The sequence below is a fragment of the Nostoc sp. JL34 genome (genome assembly GCF_017114945.1).
Classification (GTDB): domain Bacteria; phylum Cyanobacteriota; class Cyanobacteriia; order Cyanobacteriales; family Nostocaceae; genus Nostoc.
In genome coordinates, this window is sequence record NZ_JABXKQ010000042.1 from 1 (window position 1) to 23033 (window position 23033).

Sequence of the window (23033 nt, forward strand, 5' to 3'; positions counted from 1 at the left end):
ATGGTAAGAAGCCTTGGGCTACTGTTCCCATATATGCTGCATGTTGAGGTTGCAGATTGTCGAGAAATACGAAACTGCGTAATTCTATTCCCAAGATTTTGCTCTCCAGTCGTGAGGGTAAAAGTTATCTATTGCAAGAGACAAGCGTCTAGCTAGCGTCTAGCTTGACAATATATGGTGTAATTAGGCGCAAATTCCGTTTAACGGATTTACACCCGTGTGTCAAATTGCAATTATAAAAACCAATACTTATTTAAAAGATCCTTGTCGTAGGATAAAATTTGCTTTGATCGCACGACATAATTTTTGTTTAACACAGCTACTTTGTAAACACCTTGACCCTTTTACATTACCCCAGTTTTACCCCAAAATTGACTATTAAATTAACTATTGGGGTAAACACCTTGATATTACATTTTTACTGTCGATTGCCAAATTATTTAACCTCAAAGACATTACAAATCTGAAGCCAACCGCCAATTAGGAGAATTGGAGTTAGGGCAATATGTAGACTGATTAGCGTGGCGATCGCCTGCTGCAATTCTCTGGCTTCACCATCGCCTTAACTAGTCACTGCATCGTAAAAATAGATCGAGTTGATTTTAGTAAGCAAAAAGGCATATTGCCTTCTCAATATGCGCGATCGCCTTCTCATTTCAGTAGATCGCGCACTCATTAAGGCATATTGCCTTCTCAATATGCGCGATCGCCTTCTCATTTCAGTAGATCGCGCACTCATTTTGGTATTTTCCGCAAGTAAATAGGCATATTGCCTTCTCAATATGCGCGATCGCTTTCTCATTTCAGTAGATCGCGCACTCATTTTGGTGTTTTCCGCAAGCAAACAGGCAAATTGTTTTCAAATTTACCTGTTTGCTAACTCATTTCAGTAATTTCTGCACTGATGACAACTATCGCGCTTGTAGCAAAAGGCATTGCAGATTTGCCAAAATTCTCTCAAGCCAATTGATACGTAAGTTTTTTAAGGTAAAGAATATTAACCGTACTATATTACGAGGTCTATATCATGGCTCGTCAAAAAAGAACCTCTAAGATGTTAGAAAAAGCAGTGCGCCGTGCTGCTGGCATTAATTCAATCGATCCAAATTTAGATTTAGGCAATGGACTCACCCTAACTGCCTTCTCAACTCTCATTGAGACGATGCGAACCAGAGAGAATACATACAACAGCGCCCTTTCCAGCTTAGATAAGTTCTACCGGGAAATGCTAGAAACAGAGTGCGAGTTGGCAGATATGGCAGAACACATGCTGTTAGGAGTTGCAACTCGATATGGCAAAAGCAGTGTAGAGTACGGCATGGCGGGAGGAGTTCCAAAGAACCAGCACCGTAAGGGACTGCGAGGCGAGTCGTCAACTTCTAGTTCACAGCAACCGTCATTTATTGCCAATGTGGACAGCAACGGAAATGGAAAGGAACCAGCAGCAACAAGTTAGAATGTGCGCTATTCCTCAAAATTTTGTTAACAAACTTAAATCTACCGTCCCCACCAAGAATCAAACAGCTTAACGCTTGCCTTCAAGGGCGATCGCACTTCAGCAACAGTTACTTTCAGAACAAAATTGTCGAGATTTAGGAATTCCATATAATGAGTGCTGAGTCAAGACTCATTGCAATACTGCGTAGGTTTTGCCTAAAAAAGCACTCCGAGGTAGGTTGGGTTTCGTTCCTCAATCCAACCTACGAATTGTAAATTCACCATACATAATTTCCTCAGAAAGTCCTTAGATTTCTTCTCTATAGTGACAACAAAGGTTCAGCTCTGGGAGGATAGCAACGTTGTCTTTGCTACTTACAAAACCCAGTTTATAGGTTGGATTCACAACACTCAAGTATAGATAGGAGACTTAAAATTATGGCACTCGTTCGTTGGGAACCTTTCCGAGAAGTTGAAACTTTGCAACGGCAGTTCAACCGCTTGTTTGATGAAATAGTACCGACAGGTCGTAGAACAGAGGAAGGCATTGCTTTTATCCCCCCCGCCGAGATAGAAGAAACCCCCGATGCGGTTCATCTTAAGGTAGAAATTCCCGGTCTAGACCGCAAAGACCTAGATGTGCAGGTATCGCCAGAGGCAGTGTCTATTTCCGGTGAGCGCAAGTCAGAAATCAAAACCGAAGAAAGAGGCATCACCCGCACCGAATTCCGCTATGGCAGGTTTCAACGCGTGATTCCGCTGCCTACCCGTGTCCAGCACGATCAGGTACAAGCAGAATACAAAGATGGCATTCTCAAGCTGAGGCTGCCCAAGGCTGAAGAAGATAAGAACAAGGTTGTGAAAGTAAACTTAGGTGACGGGCACAGGGGCAACGGGCAAGGGCAGTGACGCAATTGCAAAAGCTATGACTTCTGAAAATTTTCGAGACACTAAAGCAAATTTAGGATGGTCAATTGTCTTAGGAACTTTGATGATTCTGCTAGGAATTGCAGCGATTGCAGAACCATTTATTGCCACTATTGCCATCACAATCGTCTTTTCCTGGACTTTAATTATTGCTGGTATCGTCCGAATTGTTCATGCATTTCAATCACGTCACAAACGAGGCTTCTGGACAAAGCTAGTAGTTGGCATTCTATACGCAATTGGTGGAATTTTGTTAATTACCAACATCTTTGGTGCTGCACTTTCTCTCACCTTAGCTTTTGGAATTGTCATTTTTACTGAGGGTGTATTGGAGGTGATTGCAGCATTTCAAATGCGTCGAGATCCAAACTGGGGTTGGGTACTATTTAGCGGGATCATGGCTATTATTCTAGGAATTTTTATTCTGGCTCGATGGCCTGTCAGCGCAGTTTGGGTATTGGGAGCATTTGTAGGGATTAATTTTTTGTTTACGGGCGTTTGGATGATCGTGCTTCCATTAGCTTCTCGTAGCCTTCCTGACCATAGGGCAAGAGTTTAGTCTAAATCTCCAACTCAAACTTAGCTCGAGTTTATCCAAAATTAAGAACTTAGTTATCTTGATACGGCAAAAACCAAAAACCTTAGCTTTTTGGCAGAAAGTTTTTCGATGTCACTGATTATCGGTGAAATCGAAAAAGTAAAACTACTGTCCTACAAAGGTTTCAGCGTCAGCTTGAGCGTTGTCAAAAAATGGATAAAGTCGAGCTAAGAGGATGTTTGAAAAGTTTTTTTGGTAACATCTAAGCCTCAAAAACCTAACCCCCCAGCCCCCCTTCCCTACAAGGGAATGGGGGTCTCAAAACCTCTTGACCTTTCGGGGAGAGGAATGGAAGGGGGGTTTTGAGTATACTTTATAACCTTTCAAACAACCTCTAATACTTTTTAAATTTGCCGCGATCGCACTGCAAAAGGCGATCGCAGCTTCCAAGTACAACATTTCTTCAATATTCAATATGAGATTGACGATGATAACTCTTTTACCTATCAAAAAGGAGATACAAAGATGACAGATACGAATGAACTCCTCAAGACTGGTGGCGGTGTTGACCATTTATCCTCTTACTTGTTTCACCTTGAAGCTTTGCCCTCTAATCAGCACGAAGGAGGGAACTTACGTGGTGCAAACGAAGAAAATTGGCCGGTTCTTGTCGGACAAAATGGTGCTGTCTATTTAATTCGGCTCGAGCCTGGCGGCGTTCGGGAACCACATTGGCATCCAAACGCATGGGAGATAAACTACGTTATATCAGGTTCGGCTAAGTGGGTGATTCTTGGTACTCAACAAGAGAATTATACATTTGAAGCACGTAAGGGCGATGTAGTATTTGCCCCTCAAGGCTTCTTTCACTACTTTGAAAATGCTAGTGATAATGAAGAACTTGTTGTCTTTATTGTCTTTAACAGTAGTACGTCAGAGGCATACAACGACATCGGGATTGTCAACTCAATCAGCCTTATACCGAACGATATTTTGGCTACGTTGTTCGGTGTTTCTCCCGATTTCTTTAACAACCTACCAAAGATTGTGAAGCCTGTCACCATTGTCAAGAAGCGGTCATCTCATTCCTAATTCTATTTAGCAAAAACCCAAATCAACCTCAGATTTTCCTTAGATTTGCCAACTAGCATTAGAGGTTGTTTGAAAAGTTGTAAAGTATACTCAAAACCCCGCTTCCATTCCTCTCCCTGAAAGGTCAAGAGGCTTTGAAACCCCCATTCCTTTGTAGGGAAGGGGGGCTGGGGGGTTAGGTTTTCGAGGCTTAGATGTTACTAAAAAAACTTTTCAAACATCCTCTTAGATTCAGATTAGTTAATTTGTTCAAGTTCAGCAAACAATCTCTATGTTATCGCTGGATTATCGCCCTCTAACCTCACCACCCCAGTTGCTCAATAATCTGCTCGCCAAGCTGCAAGACATTGAACGGCTTCAGGATCACTCCAACAAAGTCAGAGGGGTCAAATTCCAGCGAATCAAATGACGGGTCTGTAGCGGTAAACAAAATAACCGGAATAGACTGCGTAGCCGGATTAGTTTTCAAAGATTGCAGCATGGTCAGTCCATCTTCACCATACAAGCTCAGATCGAGCAAAATCACGTCCGGTTGCTGCATTTTTGCCTGCATCAGTCCTGCCTGTGCAGACTCAGCGGTGAAGATTTTCCAGTTTTTAAGGTGTTCTAGGGTGAACTTGACAATGGTACATAGGTCGGGTTCGTCGTCAATCACCAGAATGCATCGATTTGTATAAGAGGACATAATACCAATTTGTAATTCGTAATTCGTAATGAAAGGGCGTCAAATTTAATCTAGTTTCATGCGATCCAACTTGCGTATAAATCGGATTTTCTTCCAACACAAGGGGAAGAAAATCTGATTTATTTTATTGAAGTCCAGTCTCAAACTGACACAGAAATTTATTCACTCCTATTTTCAGAAATTTCTTTATACTTACGCCAAAATAAACCTAAAAATTCTTGCGAGGAGTAGTTATCTATCCCAATCGCAGGCTAGACACAGCAGATATCAAGAATTACAGTGAATTTGTCACTAGCAAGCGCGTCAGTCGCATTTATCTTAATGAATTAGGTGAAACAGCATCATTGCCCGTTGCAATTGCTACGATCAAATTAGTGGTCGATGAAGAGGAGACAGCAATTACATCTGCTAGGCAGTTAATAGACAGAACCCAGCAAGAAATCAACATCGAACCACAACGGCGGCAGTTACCCTTCGGGTGCGCCAGTTATTCATGGGGAAACCCCCATCGCCCTTGGCGTCTCCCCTTGGGAGAAGACCACACTGGCTTACTATTATTAGAATTGATAGAGACAATATTAGTTTACAAGTTTCCGGCGATGAGTCGAGAGGAGATTGAAGGTATGTTTGGGTTAAGTGATTTGAAACAAATAAATATTCCTGCTATTTTCCATTCCTATAATTTTTAATTTTTTCTATGATTTCGCTCTCTCCCATTCTCCAAGCTAGACTCTCCCAACCCCTCAAAATTGGCTCCTTCGAGGTAAAAAGTCGGGTTCTCCAGTCGCCTTTATCTGGAGTTACGGATCTGGTGTTTCGCCGTCTTGTCCGTCGCTATGCGCCAGATTCGATGATGTATACCGAAATGGTGAATGCTACGGGGTTGCATTATGTTAAGCAGTTACCCAAAATCATGGAGGTAGACCCCAATGAACGCCCAATTAGCGTTCAACTATTTGATTGTCGTCCAGATTTTTTAGCAGAAGCAGCAATCAAGGCAGTTGCCGAAGGTGCTGATACTGTTGATATTAATATGGGTTGTCCGGTTAATAAAATCACTAAAAATGGTGGCGGTTCTTCGTTGTTGCGGCAACCAGAAGTAGCAGAGGCAATTGTGCGGGAAGTGGTAAAAGCTGTTGATGTCCCTGTGACAGTAAAAACCCGTATTGGCTGGAATGATAACGAAATTACTATTCTCGACTTTGCCAAGCGGATGGAAGATGCCGGGGCGAAAATGATTACGGTACATGGACGCACTCGTGCCCAAGGGTACAATGGCAATGCGCGTTGGGAATGGATTACCCGTGTAAAAGAAGTGCTTTCTATCCCAGTGATTGGGAACGGAGATATTTTTTCTGTTGAAGCGGCGGTGAAATGTTTAGAACAAACTGGCGCTGATGGTGTGATGTGTTCCCGTGGAACTTTGGGTTATCCATTTTTGGTGGGAGAAATTGATCACTTCCTGAAAACTGGGGAGATATTACCGCCACCAACCCCAATTGGACGTTTGGAATGTGCAAGAGATCATTTACAAGCCTTGTGGGAATATAAAGGCGATCGCGGTGTGCGTCAAGCCCGCAAGCACATGACTTGGTATGCTAAGGGTTTCGTTGGTGCTGCCGAACTCCGAGGACAGCTAAGTTTAGTTGAAAAAGTTGATCAAGGTTTGGCAATGATTGACCAAGCAATTGAAAAATTGGCTAATGGTTATGAACTAGAGGAAGAAGCAGAAGGTAGCTTGGTAATGCTTTAAAAAGTTGACTTTATCACATAAATCTATGTCAACTATAACACTTTTGATATCGATTAACTGTGAGGTTGCATAGTACAAAAGGCTTAAGCCCCAAGTATTTCCCAGCCTGATTTTGTGCAGCTAGACGAATTATTAGCTTGAAAATGAATGTAGATAGAAATTTGATAAAAAAGCAGCTTCCAGGATGAATCCCCAAGAAGCTTCAAACCCAATAACGCTGCTAAAAAAGAAAGTTACCTATCGTTTCCGAGAGCGAATTTCTCTTAAACTCCGTCTCAACTGCTCTAGTTTATGACTGGAATATCTTACCATCAGAGTACAAAATGCCGTGGAAATGAAGCCTGTAGCAGTTGTGGCAGTTCCTTCGTGAGCTTTGCCACAAAATAATAGGACTGCTCCAATTGCACTAATAAATAGGGAAGTGTAAATCGCCACTTGACATAAATTAAATGTCTGTTGTGCTTGACGCAGATATTCTTGTAAGATAAGCTCTTCAAATTTCTGGGACTGATAAGAATCGGGTTGGGGCATGTTGGACAGTGAAGATTTACTGCTCATAATAGAGTTGTTTGAGTGTGTAAGTACTGTGCAAAAATAAAGTTGTAGTAAACATGAAAACCTTGAAAAAGAATGCACAATTCTGCATTCTTTCTGTGGGCATTCAGACTAGCCACTACGAAAGTTGACCACCAAATTTTCAATTTTTTGATGGTGCAAAAATGCCGATTATTCATCCGCCAGTCGTACAGAATTCAGAATGAATTATGATAACTGACACCTTTATTCTGTTTTGATAAAAAAACCTACTTTGCCTCTGGCTAATGCCAAGGACTTTGCTCTTTTTCTAGAAGGTAGTTAGTGGAGTTAAAGCAAGAATCTTGGATAACTTAGTACACGTCACTGCAAAAAAGGGTCGGAAATCAAAATTTTCACGAACCTAGCACAGTTCATCCATAATGAATAATTCCGTACCTGATTTATGAAATGCTGTACTTAGATAAAATTTAGATAACCTCTTAAGCTGCATCACCAGCTAGGCTGTCAGGTTTAATTCCACCATGCTTTGAAAAATAATCTGGTCTTGCCACTAAAAACAATTTCTTCTCTTGATTAAACCTTTGGTCATTGCTGAATCGAAGGATGAAGTTTTAGTTTTAACTATTAAAATGTAAAACTCCTTATTCTCTCTGCGTTTGTACGCCTCTATGTGAGAAATATCATCTTGCAAATATGCAACACCAACCTTTTTACCAAATCAACACCGTCACCCCAAATAGAGACTTTAGGCTAGATATTCCTTAAAAGTTACCAGTGGGGTGGGTGTGTTAACCATTTAGATTAACTGTTTAACCTTAATTTACCAAGTCAGGGAATACCTCTTGCACAGCGGGATGTACTAAGTGATGATTCTGCACATTCACACCCTTAGCTAATGCTGGGTTAACTTCCAGTGCCAAAATTCCCAAATTCGCCAACTGGACAACATAAGGTAATGTACTGTTATTGAGTGCCTGAGTTGCTGTCCAAGGTACTGCTCCTGGCATATTGGGAACGCCATAATGCACCACGCCCTCTTCAATATATACCGGATTTGTGTGGGAAGTGGGGTGTAAGGTTTCTATACAACCACCTTGGTCAACAGCAACATCAACTATTACCGAACCAGGACGCATTTGTTTGACCAATTCGCGGGATACTAGTATTGGCGCTCTACGTCCTAGCACTAAAACTGCACCGATAAGCAAATCGGCTTCTTTGACTGCGGCTTCAATGTGAGCAGAGTTGCTGTAAAGCAATTCGACTCTAGAGCCAAAGAGGGTTTCTAAATAAGATAAGCGCTCGACACTCACATCTAAAATCTGGACGCTAGCACCCACGCCTACAGCAATTTTAGCTGCTTCTGTGCCGACAACGCCGCCACCTAAAATTACTACTTTGCCTGGTTTAACTCCAGGGACACCACCCAAAAGCACACCTCTACCACCTTGCTGACGTTCTAGGAATCTGGCCCCAAATTGTACTGCTAGCCGACCGGCAATCACGCTCATGGGGGTGAGCAAGGGTAGTCTGTTAGCACCAGGTTGTTCTACAGTTTCGTAAGCGATCGCAGTTGTGCCACAATCAATTAAATGTTCTGTTAATTTGCGATCGGCTGCTAAATGTAAATAAGTAAATAATATCTGCCCTTTCTGCAAAAATTTATACTCAGATGTCAGCGGCTCTTTGACTTTAACAACCAATTCCCGATTCCAAGCTGTTTCTGATGTAGGGACAATCTCGGCTCCAGAACTTCTGTAGTCGTCATCTGAGAATCCAGCACCATTCCCTGCTTGCGTCTCGACGAAGATGCTATGACCATTTTCTCGCAGCACCCGTACACTCGAAGGACTTAACCCTACCCGAAACTCTTGATCCTTATTTTCCTTGGGAACGCCGATTTCCATATATCGCCTCTGATAATTTTTTTTGTTTAACTGTAGCCTGCTAATCTCAAGCTTGCTACTTCCGTCTTGCTAGTTCCGTATTAGAGATAGCGGGATTAGAGATAGCTAATCTCTGTTCTCAGTTTCTCAATTCAATCTGAGTAGCCCAAACTCTTACCCTTGACTATTGCCCCAGTATTTATACAATATATAAAGAATAGTAACAATTTATTAAAAGAGCGATTGTATAGCTCCCTACTCGGAAGCGTTTGCTGAATTTATCAAATCATCTTGGTATTCAAGCACTACAACCAGCTTTTAAGCTATCAAGTGGAGGGTAAAAGTTAAGGGGAAAAAACGAGTCTATTCCTTTAACCTTACCGCTTATACCTACTTTCCCTGACTTCTGCCAGAAGTCTGATATCAAGTCCCGTCTGCCGAAAAAAGGTTTCTTAAACATGACACAAACACAACCAACGATTACACCTAAACTAGAGCAGCCTAAGTTTGGCTTTAACGAATATGCCGAACGCTTGAATGGTCGAGCTGCAATGATTGGCTTCGCTTTGATGCTGGTGATTGAATATACAACTAATCAAGGGGTGCTATCATGGCTGGGTCTGAAGTAGTGCCAATCAACAAGCACAAGGTGGAAGCTTTTAGGAGTGCTGATTGCCAAGTCCTGAGTAAAAAGTAATACTAAACTCTCCGCCAAGACACTCACTACTCATAACTGTTGAGTGCGATTATTGCTTTTTTTACTCTCAGCCAAGTTCCTGGGCACTAGTTCAACGCCCCGCTACCGCTAACAGTACTGTTTCAGTAAGCTATTAATTAAAAGAGTTTCAACCAGCTGGAACAACCAGTTGGTTTGGACTTCAACAATTGATAGCGGAGTACTTCAGCCTAGATACTTTAATTCGACTTATTCATAAATAATTGCCCTAGAATGTAAGCAAGAGAGGAATAGAAATACCTATTAGTGATTGAAATATCATAGACTTGCAACTAGTATATACAATGCGATTAATGAGTAAACTTCCTCCCCTACTAAAGAAAATCATAATTAGTGTCTGCCTTGAATGAGAAAGGCAAATTACGGGTGAGGTATTCTTGGTAAATATACACAAAAGGTGAACTGGAACCAACCAAGCTGTGATGAATGCTGTATTACCTCGTTTTTTGAAGTCAACCTACCGAAAAGAGCCACTAATCAGTGTATTGATGACGATGGGCGTTATGGATGCCCTGATTGGCGGATTGAATGATAGCTGGTCGTTGTTCGCTTTTGGTTTGGGAACGGCAGGGATAGCGCTAGGCTTTAAGTTGTGGCGTTTCCAGCAGCGTCGTCCTTTACCAGAGGAACCTGTAGTGCAACATTATTTGCCCTCTCGTTCTTCTAGTGCGCCTTTACCAATGTTGAGCGTTTCTAAGAAAAAACCACCTCTTTAGGATGTGCAGAGTTATTTAAATAATAACTCTGCAAAATTTATTGGATTAACTGTATCTATAAAAGTGAGGAAAAAGTGTGAGTAGCGAGGGAAGAGGTGGCGGTATTTTTCTGCGGCCGGATATTATCTTGGCATTTATGGCCGCTGTTGCCCTTCCAGTGACTACCTGGCAAGGGTTTTATATTCATCAAGCTCATGCTGCTATTGAAGTAACACCAAACTCCCAAGCTACTAGCAGCTTTGCTAATGCCCAACTACTTTACACACTTAGAGGACATAACGGAACTGTTAAATCCCTCGCTTTTACTCCAGATAGCAGAGTTCTCGTGAGTGGAGGTGCAGAAAACGAGGGTGTAATTCGCCTGTGGAATCCAGCAAACGGCAAAAAATTGGGGAATATTACCAAAGCACACAAAGCAGCCGTAGAATCTTTAGTGATTTCGCCAGATGGGCAAACCCTTGCTAGCTGTAGTGATGACAATACGATTAACCTCTGGAGCCTGAAAAATTTAAAATTTAGCCGCTCTTTTGTAGGACATACCAGTAACGTACTATCTTTAGCGGTATCTCCTGATAGTAAAGTTCTCATCAGTGGAGCTTTGGATGGGATTCGTCTCTGGGATTTACTACAGCAACGCCCTCTAGGGACTCTAGTACGCTTTGATAATTTGATTTATACCCTAGCCATTAGTCCTGATGGACAGACCTTGGCTAGTGGTGATAATAAGGGTGTAATCAAGCTGTGGAATTTGAGTACTGGTAAACTAATCAGTGAATTTGTAGCTCATTCTAATGCTGTTAGCGCTGTCATCTTTACACCAGACGGACAAACATTAGTTAGTGCTAGCCGCGATCGCACCGTCAAACTGTGGAATATTAATACTGGAGAATTAGTCCGCACCCTCACAGGACATAATAATTGGGTAAATGCGATCGCTATTAATCCCGATGGACAAACCCTGGCTAGTGCCGGCAGAGATGGGATTAAGTTGTGGAATTTAACTACAGGTGAGTTAATAAATACACTGAGTGGGCATACAGATTGGGTGAGTGCGATCGCTTTTAGTCCAAATGGTAAAATTCTTGCTAGTGGTGGATTTGACCAACAAATCAAGATTTGGGGGATTCCACTAAAACGTAAGTAATAGCGATCGTACAAAATAATTGTGAACTAAATCCCCGACTTCTTAAAGAAGTCGGGGATTTAACTCTTTTCAGATTTTGACTGAAAAGGTGACCGAGGACTGGATATCAGGAAAAAGACAGTCCCCGTTAATGGACAGAACACCTGAATTTATTCATGGGGTTCCCAATCCCCAGTCCCCTACACAGCGGACGCTCCTTCCATCCAGGTTTCTAGCCTGATGGTGATTTTTAGACAAAAGAGTTATCAGCATTTATCAGGTTATCTAAACTTTGGTATTGCATTTTTAGAGTTTTTATAGTAAAAAATCAACCAAAGCTTAGATAAAATTTTGCCATAACTAGCCAAAATTAATGATGGTATCAACCAAGAGCGATGTCTACGACGGGCTACGCCTACCCCAAATGTTGAATAACTGTGAATACTTGATGAAAATACAGCCTAGCTAATATCTTATCCAGCAAATTACTGTAAGTATAAACATAGGTAACTTCAAATCATCTATGCAGCTACTTGCCCTCTAGAATCGGAACAATTTCTGAACTTAGACAATCTTAGAAATGGTCATCGTCAGTAAATGCACTCAGGTAAAAATTACTATCTCGGCTGAAGCAAAGGTTTGTAGCGCTTAAACGCTATTTGAAACGTAGGATAACTTGCTACTTAAATGATGTTTAATTTTCCCGAACTGCTTTTGATCCCCATTTCGATAGAATAACTAGTCAGAACCCTAAAACTAAAAACCGCTTTTGACTGCGACGCCCATGAATCAATTGAACAATGGTTTTACGCTATTTTTAAGTCTGCTAGTCGAGGCGATGCCTTTTTTGCTTCTTGGGGTTTTATTCTCCAGTTTGCTGCTATTTTTTGTTGATGAGCGCAAATTAGTAGAAAAAATGCCCAAAAATCCGCTGCTGGGTGCTTTAGTTGGCAGTATGATCGGCTTTTTATTTCCGGTGTGTGAGTGCGGGAATGTACCGGTAGCGCGGCGGTTCCTAATTCAGGGAGTACCCACACCAGTCGCGATTGGTTTTTTGCTAGCAGCACCAACAATTAACCCAATTGTAATTTGGTCAACTTGGACAGCATTTCGAGATCAGCCAGAAATAGTGGTCTTACGAGTTGTATTTTCCTTAGTAATCGCCACAATTATCGGGTATGTTTTCAGTTTTCAAAAGGACTTAGATCCCATAGTCCAACCTGCGATCGCTCGTTATATGAAGTTTAATCCACCCGCGCAGCCTGAAACCAAGCGCCGTGGTCAGCGTTATCAAGCGCAAGAGGAAGCAACAGTACCGAATCTCTTGCAATCTGGGACTTATATCTTAGGAGGAAAAGCAGGTATACCACTGCGGATAGATGCTAATTTAGTGCCGCCTACCTCAGCCTCTACTTCCAATAAACCGTTGGCAGCTAAACTGCGTCTAGTGGTGGATAATAGCATCCAAGAATTCCGAGAACTGGGTGGAGTCATGGTTTTAGGAAGTGCGATCGCAGCAGCTATTCAAGTTCTAGCTCCCCGTGAATTAATTCTCAGTTTGGGGGCTGGGCCCATTACTTCAATTGTGGTCATGCTGATACTAGCAGTAGTGGTGTCAATTTGCTCTACAGTCGATTCTTTCTTCGCCCTATCTTTTGCTTCAACCTTTAGCAGCGGTTCATTGTTGGCATTTCTGGTGTTTGGGCCAATGATTGATATCAAAGGTATTGGTTTGATGTTATCCATTTTTAAACCCAAAACTGTTTTTTACTTATTTGCTTTAGCAGCACAATTAACATTTGTATTCACCCTTTTCCTGAACTTGCACGTCCTTTAAAAAATTAGTCATTTGTCATTTGTTAATGACCAATGACCAATGACCAATGCTCAATGCCTAATGAATAACAAAAATCCCAAATCTAAAATCCCAAATCTGTTACTCCCTTGGCTGGATGCTATAGCAATTACAGCTTGGGGCGTTTTGATGTTGAGATATTGGCTAACTAACAAACTGAACCTGTTGATTCACCCAAATTACATTTGGTTCGTAGTCGTGACTGGTATCAGCTTGATCATTATCGGTTTCTTCAAGATGCAGGAACTTTGGCAACGCCGTCGTCGCCGTGATGTGACGCCAAACAGCCAGCATATTAGTTTATTTCCCCCTGGTTGGGGCAGTGCTTTGTTGTTGAGTACAGCGATTCTAGGTTTTATCATCACACCGCAAGTTTTTGCTAGTGACAAAGCACTGCAAAGGGGTGTAACGGCTGATTTATTGGGAAGCACACGTGTCAAACCCCAAGCCTTTCGGGCTACTGTTCGCCCAGAGGAGCGATCGCTTGTAGACTGGGTACGTACCGTCAATGTCTATCCAGAGCCAGACACATATACAGGACAAAAAGTCAAGGTGCAGGGATTTGTCATCCACCCGCCGGATATAGGAAAAGAATATTTGTTCTTAGCACGATTTGTCTTAACTTGCTGTGCAGCAGATGCTTACCCTGTGGGATTACCCGTCAAACTACAAAATCAAGAGCCTTACTCTGCTGATACCTGGCTGGAAGTAGAAGGACAAATGGTGACAGAAAATTTGGCAGGTAAACGCCAACTTACCATTGCCGCTACCTCTCTCAAAAAGATTCCTCAACCGCAGAATCCTTATAGTTATTAGTCATTAGTCATTTGTTGATGCCTAATGACCAATGCCCAATGCCCAATGCCCAATGCTTAACGACAAATGACTAAATTTAAAGCATTTATCCAACCACTGGATCGCATAGCGATCGCACTGATGCTACTGCTAAGTGTGCTGATTGGGTTAATTATTTTGCAAGGTGATGTGGTAACTGCTCGTGTCCGGGAATTTACCTGGCAAAATCAACAAATTGGGGCAGAAGATAACTCTTTCACCCTCACCTTCAGCCGCCCAATGGAAGTAAAAAGTGTCGAGGATAACTTGAAAATCGAGCCACCCCTAGCAGGTAAATTCAGTTGGGCAGGGCGGCGGATGGTTTATACACTGGTGACACCAGCACCCTACGGTACGAATTATAAAGTGCAGTTGCAGGGAGCCAAAGATAAGTTTGCCCAGCAAGAAGGCAAAAATCGGGTGATACAGCCCTTTACAGGTAGCTTCCGCACACGCGATCGCGTCATCCTTTACATCGGAACCGATCAAGAAGAACAGGGACGGTTAGTTCTTTACAACTTGACCCAAGAGCAAAAAAGGGTACTTACCCCTAAAGACTTAGTAGTAATGGACTTTGAGTCGTTTCCTGATGGGGAGAAAATTTTATTTTCTGCTCGCGCCGCAAACAACCCAGAATTACTTTCAGCCCAATTGTACACAGTGACAACAGGCGTTTCTAGTAAATCTGGACAAAAAGCAGAATCAGGAGGCAAAATTGACCTGACTTTAGATAGTAAAGATTATCAAAATCTGAAATTTGACTTATCACCTGATGGGCAAACTATTGTCATCCAGCGGGGAAACAAAACTAATCCTGGCGACTTTGGACTCTGGTTTATGCCAGCAATCAGCGACCCTTCAGCAGAAAAACCCACCCCGAAACGTCTGCAAAGCCAACCGGGGGGAGACTTTATGATCACACCAGATAGTAAAGCCGTTGCAGTTGCCCAAGGACAGGGAGCAGCAATTTTACCACTGCAAAGTGATGCTAATAAACCCTTGGATTTTCTGCCGCAGTTTGGTTTGGTACAGGCTTTCTCCAAAGATGGCTCTCAAGCAGCAATGGTCAAGTTTAATACAGATTACACGCGAGATTTGTTTTTAGTGACAAACCAAGGTGTTCAAAAACAACTATTAAAAACAACAGGTTCAATTGTCGGTTGCCAATTTGACATCGCCTCACCCACCCTCTACTGTTTGCTGACACAGCTAGTATCTAAGGAACAATATATAGAACAGCCTTATGTGGTGGCAATTGATTTGAAAACCGGGCAACAAAAACCACTGCTAGTACTGCCTCCCGCTCAACGGAATGTGCAAATGAGTTTATCTGCCGATGGTTTGGGCTTATTATTTGACCAAGTAGTACCGCAGACAAATACGACAGCATCATTACCCACAAACACTTTGAAAACTGATGATGGAGATACGATCGCTACGAGTAGTCTGTGGTTAATGCCTCTGTTGCCCATCGCTGATGCTACGACTGTTGAAATTAGACCAGAACAACTCCCCTTAGCCGGATTTCATCCCCGGTGGCTACCTTGAGAGAATAATTCGTAAGTAGATTTCGGAAGGTCAGTTAAGGTGTCGTCACTAAAACTCAAGTTCATCCTAATGCAGTTCAGTTCCATCCTTACGGAGCAGATAGCGATCGCTAATCAACTTCAAGACTACTCTACCTATTTCTGGGTGCGTTTTCTCAATGATCGGTTGCACAACAACGCCTTCCATAATGCAATTGGGACTGACTACACTATTGGCATTATTGAACTGAGACACCGCTTCCCAAGTGTAAGCACCGATATAAAGCACAGGTACTCTCGGCAAAGCAAATTCCTCGCAAAAAGCCACAAAATCGCTGTAATTGAGAAAATAACTGCCGCGACGCACAGCAAATATAGCAATTCCAATATTCCCATTATTCAAGCCATATTTGATATCTTGTACGCCGTAGATTTCTCCAAAAATCTGAGTTCCTGGTGGAAGTTTCTGGAAAGCCTCGTTTTCGTTATAAGCACGAATATAAACTAATTTTTTGTTGACTTCGCTGTTTTTCCAGAAGTAATTATGGCTGCCAATTTTAGTTGTGCCATCAGCATCAACTAAGACAGTGAAGTTAGTTCCGTGCAACTTCTCGGTTACAACAACTTCTTCACCTTCAATGAGGATGTTTTGGTAACGTTTCAGATTTTCTGGACTGGGGAATTTGTAATGTCCAATAAAATTTTCTGCTTCCCCGCTCATCCCTTGAGGTATTGGATATTCGTATTTTGTGACACCAAAATACTCCGTGTAGTCGTCTCCGACATTTCCCATAAAGTCATTACCAACGGGAATAAGCAAACCCTCAGAAAAAATTCCGCGAAGTTTGGCAGCACGGAGTTTTTTCGAGTAGTAGTTACGAATACCAAATTTATCTAAAAAATTTTCTGGAATAACACTATCAATAGGAAAGTAAAAAGCTAAATCTCCAGGACGCAAGTTACCTTTGACTATAATTACTTGATACCCCATGTCTTCAATAGAGGCAATATCTAGCCGATCAGCATTGGGATGAGGATTAATACTGTTGATTTTGACAACTTCAACTTTAAAAATACTCATATTTCAGCTCTTTGAAAAACATCCAAATTACAAACTAGGAACTATTTGTTGATAATTTGTCCAAGCTTCCCAAAAAATATAAATTGATAGTATTCCTAAGAAAATACGAAGCACTAAACTCACAGTATAATCTGGTAGTTTTGGCAATGTACGAGTACTCATCTGAACACCTAAAAGACCGCCACATCCTAAAACTATACCTTGAGCAAACAGAATATTTCCCTCTAATGTGTGTCCTGTGCAAGCAGCTAAAGCAGTGATGACAATCACACCCAAACTAGTTTGAATTGCTACTTTAATTTCTTCTCCCAGTAGCAACATTTGCAGCGGCACCATAATCGTCCCGCCACCTAAGCCAAATAAACCTGCTAAAATTCCTGCTGCTCCCCCAGTACCAATTTTAGAAACCAATGGGTTAAATACTGGGGCTGTATCCTCTGTTTCTTTGAAAGCCAATTGCTTACGAAGCTCAATCAGATAGATATTAGCAAGTAGTATGATGCCAAATGTAAAGAGTATTATATAGGATGGAATTTTATTGGCGAAATATACACCTATTCCAGTAGTTAGAAAAGCTGGAATTCCTAAATAGATTACTCGTTTAAAGTCAAAGTAGCCCATCCACCAATTCTGCAAACTTCCAGAAATTGAAGTAATCACAATAGCAAGACTACTAGTAGCGATCGCCTGAACGGGAGTATAACCTAGTGTGACTAAAAGAGGAATTGTGATAATACCGCCACCTATTCCTAAAAGTCCAGCTATAACTCCAGATATTAGACCCCCCATCACTAAAATCAACCAACTAAAATCAATCATAAATAGGTCTTTTTCTAAATAACTGACTTGGATGTAATTAACCTTGTACTGTCACCGGATGCCTAACAACACCTCCATAGAGCAATCCAGAATCATTCCACGGAACTGTACTAGGTTGTGTATTACCTAAATTGTCAGTAGCACGAGCTTGGAGAAAATATTCCCCAGGAAGTGGGTTCCATTCAATGTCCCAGCGTACCCATGCAAATGGAAAATTTGGTTCTCTCAATCGTGCAAGTTGCCAAGTTTTACCGCCATCCAGGCTGACTTCCACACGCACAATCTTTCCTTTCCCTGACCAAGAACGTCCACGTAGTAAGTGGCTTCTCGCAGAAAGCGTAGCTGGCCAAGCCAACTCAAAGGCGCTCTTGACATTTTGGTAGGTAATCAGCTTACCTTTATAGGGAGCGATCGCTGGGTAATCTGCACCAACCAGCACCATCTGCTCCGTCACCCACTGGGTATATATCGGCGTTTGGGAAACTTCAATTCGCTCAATCCATTTAACGTTGGCATTTCCTCCCCAACCAGGGAATAAGGCACGGCACGGCTGACCATGATCTGGAGGTAATGGTTCTCCATTCATTGCATAGACGATGAGCGAGTTATCTGCTAGTGCTTTGGCAATCGGAACTACGTTGTTGAACTTGGATTTATTTGTCCCCTTTGAGTCCAGCGAATCCACATCTGCACCCTCAACGAGTACATCTTTTGCTGTGGATTTCAGTCCAGCTTGCTCTAATAACATGCCAAGTGGTACACCAGTCCACTCAGCCACACCAATAGCCCCAAGCCTCCATCGTGTTCCAGATAGTGGTGTGTTGTAAGCTTCTTCAAAAAATCGCCGACCATTAGCAGCGCACTCAATGGCACAAGTGACTGAGATGGACGGCATGGCGACGATTTGATCGTAAGTGAACTCGCAAGGTGCAGAAACGCCAGTTCCGTGAATCTGCAAACGCCATGTAGACGGGTCAAAAGGGGGAGGCGTACTGCGGTTGTGAACATAGAACCAATCGTTTGGTACTAAATAACCACGCCCATACATCGCTTCCCAGTTCATCTCTAATGTGCCTTTGCTATGAGAGATATACCCTGGTGGCAATGGCTTAAGTATTTTACTGCCCTTGGTTTTAACAGCTGCCTGACTGTGAGCAGGTGCAGGTTTAGCTAACCCTCCGATGGCTGTTGCGCCAACCATAGTGGCTAGTATTTGCAGAAAGCGCTGGCGCGAAATACCTGCATCTGTACTTTTTTGCCAAATGCACTGATCAACCCGTGCCTGTAGATAATCCTCCTGGTCAAAGAGGTTTTCATCGCTCAAGCTATTACCTCCTTGTAATTCGTAATTAAGATACACACAATAAGGCTTGATGAAGCAGCAAGAGAAATAGGGGAAGGAGAACTATTGATATACTGCCCAATGCCCTCAAATAACTAACTGTTTATTGCTGTCCAAACACCAGTAATCTGATCTTGTGTGTAGTTGGGCAAATAGTGAGCCAATCCGTTTTTAGCTATTTGTGCGATCGCATCTATAAAGCGATCGCAATCTTCTAATGTATTATATACAGCAAAGCTGGCTCGGATAATACTAGGAATATTGCGCGTAATTCCTCTATCTACTTCCTTGGCAATCTCACAGTCTTGCTCGTCTGAAACATTCTTGAGTTTGCGAATGTATTCATAAGTGCAGAAAGCCCCAGCCCGAACGCCAATGCCGTATTCTTGTGCCAGAATTTCTGCTACTAAGCGTCCATCAAACCCATCAATATCAAAGGGGATAACATGGGCTAAATTATCTCCGGGGATATGTAATTTGACTTCAGGAATCAGCCCCAGCCGTGTATATGTGAATTCAACTAAAGAGTGTTCATACTGAGCAATGCGATCGCGCCCTAGTGCTTCGATAATTTCAATCGCCTTGGCAATAGCGATCGCACCCATTGCGTTTGGTGTTCCAGGATCATGGGCCCGTTCTGTATAAAATCGCTTTATCTCTAGATTTCTGGTGATATAAGGCAGGTTTCCACCCCCGATTTGATAAGGGTAGGAACTATCAAAAAATTCCTTTGGCCCTAGCAAAACCCCGGTTCCATAAGGGGCATACATCTTGTGTCCAGAGAATGCCACAAAATCTAAATGACATGGGTCATCATCTGCACGCATATCTACTCGTTCATGCTGGATTAACTGACACACGTCGGCAAATATCTTCGCACCATACTGATGTGCTAAAGCTGCAATTTCGTAAATCGGGGGTCTATAACCTGTAATTGTGGAAGCACCTGTAATAGTTACTAACTTAATTTGCTCGGCTTCGGGGAGATTTTTGTGTGCCTTGAAGATATCTTCAATTTCTGCAACACTTACACTTCCATCCGACTGGGTTCTGTACTGTACAACTTCGTCTCTAGTAACCCAAGGCAGCAGGTTTGATGAATGCTCGATATCAGAAACTAAGATTTTCCCAGGTTTTTTTGCCCACAGTGTGGCGGCTCCATTAATTGCTTCTGTTGTATTCTTCGCAAAGATTACATAGTTGTCTGAAGATGACCCCACAAAGTCCCGAATGATGTTCCGACTGTCGTCATATTCTCGTGTAGTGATGATGGACTTTTGCCCAGAACCTCGATGCACGCTGCCATAGGTGTCAAGCATTTCGTTCACATGCTGTTTGAGGGTGGCAAAGGGAGTGGTTGTAGCCCCATTATCCAAGTTGACGTACTTGACATAGTTTCCGTTAAGAGTTTTCACCGTGAAAGATAGAGACTCATCTGTAAATAACGGCCTGATTTCTTTGTCCCAAAAGCTATCACAATTGTCTACAAGCAGCGGTAATTTAACAGTCTCTTGCTTGATATTTGCGCCCATTGCAAGTACGTCAGTCATCTTTAACACCCCTATTTTAAATTTGGATTTTTTGGACAAACTTAACTGCTACAACGCTTTATTTCACGCCAAAATCATATCGATTGGCAGTAATTATGGTCTTTATAATTACTTTGTTCCTAAGAGAAAACTCGGCTATTCCAATTATTCTTTAATAAACTAATTAAAAATGATATCCGCATTGATACTTGATTAAAATATTTTTATTGTAAATAAGCATACATTGTAATCTATATTCATAAGTAGTCAAGTATACTTTAAACAATTTTCTTGTAGTCATTAAACAAACTTGACGAATTGAAGACAAGTTGATAGAAAAAGCTTTTCACTAACGAAGCTTAGAATTAATTACTGGGACTGTATTTAACGATAAAAAAGCCCCGACTAAGTTGAGATTACTCTTTAAAAAATCTTTATTATTTTACTTAGGCTTCTCGTTACTTATTAAACAAAAAAATATCCGTGTTTTTTCGTATTTGTCATGTTTTGCTAACATTGCAGTCATCGCAGAAGCTCTTAGTTGTTTGCTGACATTAAATAGCGATCGCCCAGGATCATAGAATTATCATCGAATAGTAGATACTTCTACGGACATCTATCCTGAGTAAGAAATAAGCCAGTATAAAAATGTGTTGAAGGACACATTTTTATTTATATCCTAAGACAGATGCGGCTATAAGAAATAAAATGTAATGTGAGGCAGTTTTTTGATGTAGAAAAACTTCATCAGCCAATAGCTAATACAGTTTAGTTTTTAACGTATTGGATTTCTCCTCTCTGCTGCCTATCCTCAAAGGCGGATCGAGTTCCCCTTCTGCTTGCCTCTTCTTGACGGGAAAGAGCATCATAGTGTTATAACGGCATCAGTCTAGATACAAAATGGGGAACACCAATTGATGATTAATTGCTGGTGCTTGGAGAGAGTTAAACTTAGCTTCTAGAGCAAACCCTGATTAGACACAGTTGATAAGCAATGCTAATGCCAGCACTGCTGAATATTTTTAAGCAGGTGAGTCAAGAGTGATGAATGAAGCTGACACCTCAAACAAGGGGGCTGTGATGGAATCCCTAAATTCTGCTAATTCGCCACAATCAGAGCAGGCGAGTTGTCCCTTTTACTCAGTTGTGCCTAATGACAATGTGGCAGTTAGACAACTGCCACTCCTAATGCCAGCTGAAGATATACAATTTTCACAAGATACCCAAGATACCACCCAGCAGGACTGGGTTGCAGAGCCTGAAAGCGGCAAACAAGCACTTATTGACTCGGAATTTCAGAACCTGCTGGCATTGAACGAAGAATTACGTGCGGCTAACAATAATTTGTATGCACAAGTGGAGCAGCTAAAAGACAACCTAGCTGAGTCAGAAAAGGTTTTGCAGTGGCAGAAAACGCGTTCTAGCGTTACTGAGTCGATGCTCAACCAACATACTCAGGAATTAGCTGCGGCTCAAGAACAAATAAAGTCTCTATTTCAACAATTAGAAACTGCTGTACAAACTGTTCAACGCCAGGAAATTTTCACTGATACTTATAAAGCACAGCTACAAATTAGCCAACAACGCCTTGCCCAGTTAGAGCGAGAATGTACGTTGCTACACACTAACAACAACGAACAGTCTCAGGAGTTATTGCAATCGGAAAATGCTTGTCGGGAGTTACGTACTAGACTGATGCGACAACAACGCCAGACTCTGCAATTCAAAGCAGCTCTGGAAAAATGTCTAGATACATCCGTTCCTAGCTATGATTCCCTAGAGGATACTGCCAAACATCCCAAAGATATAACTAGTAGCCAAGGAAGATTCTCTAGAAAAGCTCGGTCTTTGTTTCCTAACGCACATCCAATTCAACCTTGGTCAGCAGAACCAGAATCCTTGAGTGAGGAACTAGATAATTCTTGGGGCGAACCCTCTACACCACTGCCATTCCAAAGAAATGAAGCTACTCCGCCGCCATCATCTTCTTGGAACTGGACAGTTAAGAAAGATACCCCAACACCAACAGACTCAGGGTCATCTCCAGAAATTGATGATGCCCCACAGATAGCGGAAGCTGTTTCACCTTTGGGTTCATCAAATCTAGATCAGCAATTAGATACTCTAATTCAAATGTTTTTCACTTCCCAGCCTGCATCGACATCCCCACCACCTGCTGCGAAAACGGATGTAGGTGATGCGCCCTGGGAGACTTTAGCAACAATCTTAGAAGACGATGAAGAACAAGAAAATCCACAGGAGGGGGAGTTGGAAGCAGAAATGAATCCTCCTGCAACTACCTCCACTTCTTGGACAACAGATTCTATGCTTTCACCAGCCAATAACTTACTAGTTTCTTCTACTTCACCTCACACCGAGACGCCTATTGGAGAAACTGAAGACTATTGGTCTGAAGTTTCACAATTGTCGGCAACTGATTTCTCCCCAGAGTCATTAGGTGATAACACCAATGATGCCAATTCACCTAATTCACCCTCACCAGTAGTTTATCCCCGGCGTCCACCTAAGGGGCGTAAGTCATTGGCATCTGTGGAACTGCCGAATTTTCGCCCTAAGAGTTAATAGTCATTTGTCCTTAGTCATTTGTCTAAATACT

At 42.1% G+C, this 23033-nt stretch carries 20 protein-coding genes and 1 pseudogene; 13 read left to right on the forward strand and 8 right to left on the reverse strand.

Annotated features, from left to right (window positions below; genetic code table 11):
- Positions 1-562 precede the first annotated feature (562 nt).
- A complete protein-coding gene (locus tag HWQ44_RS07455) occupies positions 563-823 on the reverse strand; it encodes a hypothetical protein (protein WP_292716960.1) in 261 nt (86 codons plus the stop codon).
- A gap of 204 nt (positions 824-1027) precedes the next feature.
- Here HWQ44_RS07455 and HWQ44_RS07460 point away from each other — a divergent pair, with 204 nt between their 5' ends.
- The 4 genes from HWQ44_RS07460 to HWQ44_RS07475 all read left to right on the forward strand — a co-directional run bounded on the left by HWQ44_RS07460 (position 1028) and on the right by HWQ44_RS07475 (position 3994).
- Positions 1028-1456 (forward strand): hypothetical protein, encoded by a 429-nt coding sequence (locus HWQ44_RS07460; protein WP_292716963.1) that lies wholly within the window; start codon positions 1028-1030, stop codon positions 1454-1456.
- Positions 1457-1875: 419 nt separating this feature from the next.
- Positions 1876-2346, forward strand: a complete 471-nt coding sequence (locus HWQ44_RS07465) for an Hsp20/alpha crystallin family protein (RefSeq protein ID WP_292716965.1) — start codon at positions 1876-1878, stop codon at positions 2344-2346.
- 16 nt (positions 2347-2362) lie between these two features.
- Positions 2363-2923: an HdeD family acid-resistance protein gene (locus HWQ44_RS07470; protein WP_292716968.1), complete on the forward strand. Its 561-nt coding sequence runs from the start codon at positions 2363-2365 to the stop codon at positions 2921-2923.
- Positions 2924-3427: 504 nt separating this feature from the next.
- On the forward strand, positions 3428-3994 hold the full coding sequence (locus HWQ44_RS07475) for a cupin domain-containing protein (protein WP_292716970.1): 567 nt from the start codon (positions 3428-3430) through the stop codon (positions 3992-3994).
- A gap of 301 nt (positions 3995-4295) precedes the next feature.
- Here the strand turns inward: HWQ44_RS07475 and HWQ44_RS07480 are convergent, their stop codons facing one another.
- Positions 4296-4679: a response regulator gene (locus HWQ44_RS07480; RefSeq protein WP_292716973.1), complete on the reverse strand. Its 384-nt coding sequence runs from the start codon at positions 4677-4679 to the stop codon at positions 4296-4298.
- Positions 4680-4745: 66 nt separating this feature from the next.
- Here HWQ44_RS07480 and HWQ44_RS07485 point away from each other — a divergent pair.
- Together HWQ44_RS07485 and dusB are read left to right on the forward strand one after the other, a co-directional pair.
- Positions 4746-5329 (forward strand): annotated as a pseudogene (locus HWQ44_RS07485) (Rpn family recombination-promoting nuclease/putative transposase); the annotation flags it as partial.
- A 47-nt stretch (positions 5330-5376) separates the two neighbouring features.
- Entirely contained in the window at positions 5377-6432 is a 1056-nt protein-coding gene (dusB, locus tag HWQ44_RS07490) for a tRNA dihydrouridine synthase DusB (protein ID WP_292716976.1), read from the forward strand.
- 237 nt (positions 6433-6669) lie between these two features.
- On the opposite strand, the gene HWQ44_RS07495 is transcribed toward dusB, so the two are convergent.
- Both HWQ44_RS07495 and ald read right to left on the reverse strand, forming a co-directional pair.
- A complete protein-coding gene (locus HWQ44_RS07495; RefSeq protein ID WP_292716979.1) occupies positions 6670-6990 on the reverse strand; it encodes a hypothetical protein in 321 nt (106 codons plus the stop codon).
- Between the two features lie 794 nt (positions 6991-7784).
- On the reverse strand, positions 7785-8876 hold the full coding sequence (ald, locus tag HWQ44_RS07500; protein WP_292716981.1) for an alanine dehydrogenase: 1092 nt from the start codon (positions 8874-8876) through the stop codon (positions 7785-7787).
- Between the two features lie 437 nt (positions 8877-9313).
- Between ald and HWQ44_RS07505 the strand changes: the two genes are divergently transcribed.
- The 6 genes from HWQ44_RS07505 (at position 9314) to HWQ44_RS07530 (ending at position 15667) form a co-directional block, all read left to right on the forward strand.
- The gene (locus tag HWQ44_RS07505; RefSeq protein WP_292716983.1) at positions 9314-9484 is read left to right on the forward strand and encodes a chlorophyll a/b-binding protein; all 171 of its coding nucleotides are present in this window, start codon (positions 9314-9316) and stop codon (positions 9482-9484) included.
- Between the two features lie 529 nt (positions 9485-10013).
- Entirely contained in the window at positions 10014-10307 is a 294-nt protein-coding gene (locus HWQ44_RS07510; protein ID WP_094349593.1) for a hypothetical protein, read from the forward strand.
- Between the two features lie 76 nt (positions 10308-10383).
- Positions 10384-11451, forward strand: coding sequence for a WD40 repeat domain-containing protein (locus tag HWQ44_RS07515; protein WP_292716989.1), 1068 nt, complete (start codon positions 10384-10386; stop codon positions 11449-11451).
- 763 nt (positions 11452-12214) lie between these two features.
- Complete coding sequence (locus HWQ44_RS07520) at positions 12215-13267, forward strand: permease (protein ID WP_292716992.1); 1053 nt, start codon at positions 12215-12217, stop codon at positions 13265-13267.
- Between the two features lie 60 nt (positions 13268-13327).
- The gene (locus tag HWQ44_RS07525; protein ID WP_292717191.1) at positions 13328-14101 is read left to right on the forward strand and encodes a TIGR03943 family protein; all 774 of its coding nucleotides are present in this window, start codon (positions 13328-13330) and stop codon (positions 14099-14101) included.
- Positions 14102-14167: 66 nt separating this feature from the next.
- The gene (locus HWQ44_RS07530; RefSeq protein ID WP_292716995.1) at positions 14168-15667 is read left to right on the forward strand and encodes an Ig-like domain-containing protein; all 1500 of its coding nucleotides are present in this window, start codon (positions 14168-14170) and stop codon (positions 15665-15667) included.
- 66 nt (positions 15668-15733) lie between these two features.
- Here HWQ44_RS07530 and HWQ44_RS07535 read toward each other — a convergent pair whose 3' ends face one another.
- The 4 genes from HWQ44_RS07535 to HWQ44_RS07550 form a co-directional block, all read right to left on the reverse strand.
- Positions 15734-16726, reverse strand: coding sequence for an RNA ligase (ATP) (locus HWQ44_RS07535; RefSeq protein ID WP_292716998.1), 993 nt, complete (start codon positions 16724-16726; stop codon positions 15734-15736).
- Between the two features lie 27 nt (positions 16727-16753).
- Entirely contained in the window at positions 16754-17545 is a 792-nt protein-coding gene (locus HWQ44_RS07540; RefSeq protein WP_292717001.1) for a sulfite exporter TauE/SafE family protein, read from the reverse strand.
- A gap of 37 nt (positions 17546-17582) precedes the next feature.
- Positions 17583-18869: a sulfite oxidase gene (locus HWQ44_RS07545; RefSeq protein WP_292717004.1), complete on the reverse strand. Its 1287-nt coding sequence runs from the start codon at positions 18867-18869 to the stop codon at positions 17583-17585.
- 113 nt (positions 18870-18982) lie between these two features.
- The gene (locus tag HWQ44_RS07550; protein ID WP_292717007.1) at positions 18983-20437 is read right to left on the reverse strand and encodes an aminotransferase class V-fold PLP-dependent enzyme; all 1455 of its coding nucleotides are present in this window, start codon (positions 20435-20437) and stop codon (positions 18983-18985) included.
- Between the two features lie 1023 nt (positions 20438-21460).
- Between HWQ44_RS07550 and HWQ44_RS07555 the strand changes: the two genes are divergently transcribed.
- The gene (locus tag HWQ44_RS07555) at positions 21461-22999 is read left to right on the forward strand and encodes a hypothetical protein (protein ID WP_292717010.1); all 1539 of its coding nucleotides are present in this window, start codon (positions 21461-21463) and stop codon (positions 22997-22999) included.
- Positions 23000-23033: the final 34 nt, after the last annotated feature.

Bases quoted from the DNA above. Each gene is read 5' to 3' on its own strand.
- HWQ44_RS07455 (WP_292716960.1), bottom strand. From the start codon at position 823: ATGAGTGCGCGATCTACTGAAATGAGAAAGCGATCGCGCATATTGAGA.
- HWQ44_RS07460 (WP_292716963.1), top strand. From the start codon at position 1,028: ATGGCTCGTCAAAAAAGAACCTCTAAGATGTTAGAAAAAGCAGTGCGC.
- HWQ44_RS07465 (WP_292716965.1), top strand. From the start codon at position 1,876: ATGGCACTCGTTCGTTGGGAACCTTTCCGAGAAGTTGAAACTTTGCAA.
- HWQ44_RS07470 (WP_292716968.1), top strand. From the start codon at position 2,363: ATGACTTCTGAAAATTTTCGAGACACTAAAGCAAATTTAGGATGGTCA.
- HWQ44_RS07475 (WP_292716970.1), top strand. From the start codon at position 3,428: ATGACAGATACGAATGAACTCCTCAAGACTGGTGGCGGTGTTGACCAT.
- HWQ44_RS07480 (WP_292716973.1), bottom strand. From the start codon at position 4,679: ATGTCCTCTTATACAAATCGATGCATTCTGGTGATTGACGACGAACCC.
- dusB (WP_292716976.1), top strand. From the start codon at position 5,377: ATGATTTCGCTCTCTCCCATTCTCCAAGCTAGACTCTCCCAACCCCTC.
- HWQ44_RS07495 (WP_292716979.1), bottom strand. From the start codon at position 6,990: ATGAGCAGTAAATCTTCACTGTCCAACATGCCCCAACCCGATTCTTAT.
- ald (WP_292716981.1), bottom strand. From the start codon at position 8,876: ATGGAAATCGGCGTTCCCAAGGAAAATAAGGATCAAGAGTTTCGGGTA.
- HWQ44_RS07505 (WP_292716983.1), top strand. From the start codon at position 9,314: ATGACACAAACACAACCAACGATTACACCTAAACTAGAGCAGCCTAAG.
- HWQ44_RS07510 (WP_094349593.1), top strand. From the start codon at position 10,014: ATGAATGCTGTATTACCTCGTTTTTTGAAGTCAACCTACCGAAAAGAG.
- HWQ44_RS07520 (WP_292716992.1), top strand. From the start codon at position 12,215: ATGAATCAATTGAACAATGGTTTTACGCTATTTTTAAGTCTGCTAGTC.
- HWQ44_RS07525 (WP_292717191.1), top strand. From the start codon at position 13,328: ATGAATAACAAAAATCCCAAATCTAAAATCCCAAATCTGTTACTCCCT.
- HWQ44_RS07530 (WP_292716995.1), top strand. From the start codon at position 14,168: ATGACTAAATTTAAAGCATTTATCCAACCACTGGATCGCATAGCGATC.
- HWQ44_RS07535 (WP_292716998.1), bottom strand. From the start codon at position 16,726: ATGAGTATTTTTAAAGTTGAAGTTGTCAAAATCAACAGTATTAATCCT.
- HWQ44_RS07540 (WP_292717001.1), bottom strand. From the start codon at position 17,545: ATGATTGATTTTAGTTGGTTGATTTTAGTGATGGGGGGTCTAATATCT.
- HWQ44_RS07550 (WP_292717007.1), bottom strand. From the start codon at position 20,437: ATGACTGACGTACTTGCAATGGGCGCAAATATCAAGCAAGAGACTGTT.
- HWQ44_RS07555 (WP_292717010.1), top strand. From the start codon at position 21,461: ATGAATGAAGCTGACACCTCAAACAAGGGGGCTGTGATGGAATCCCTA.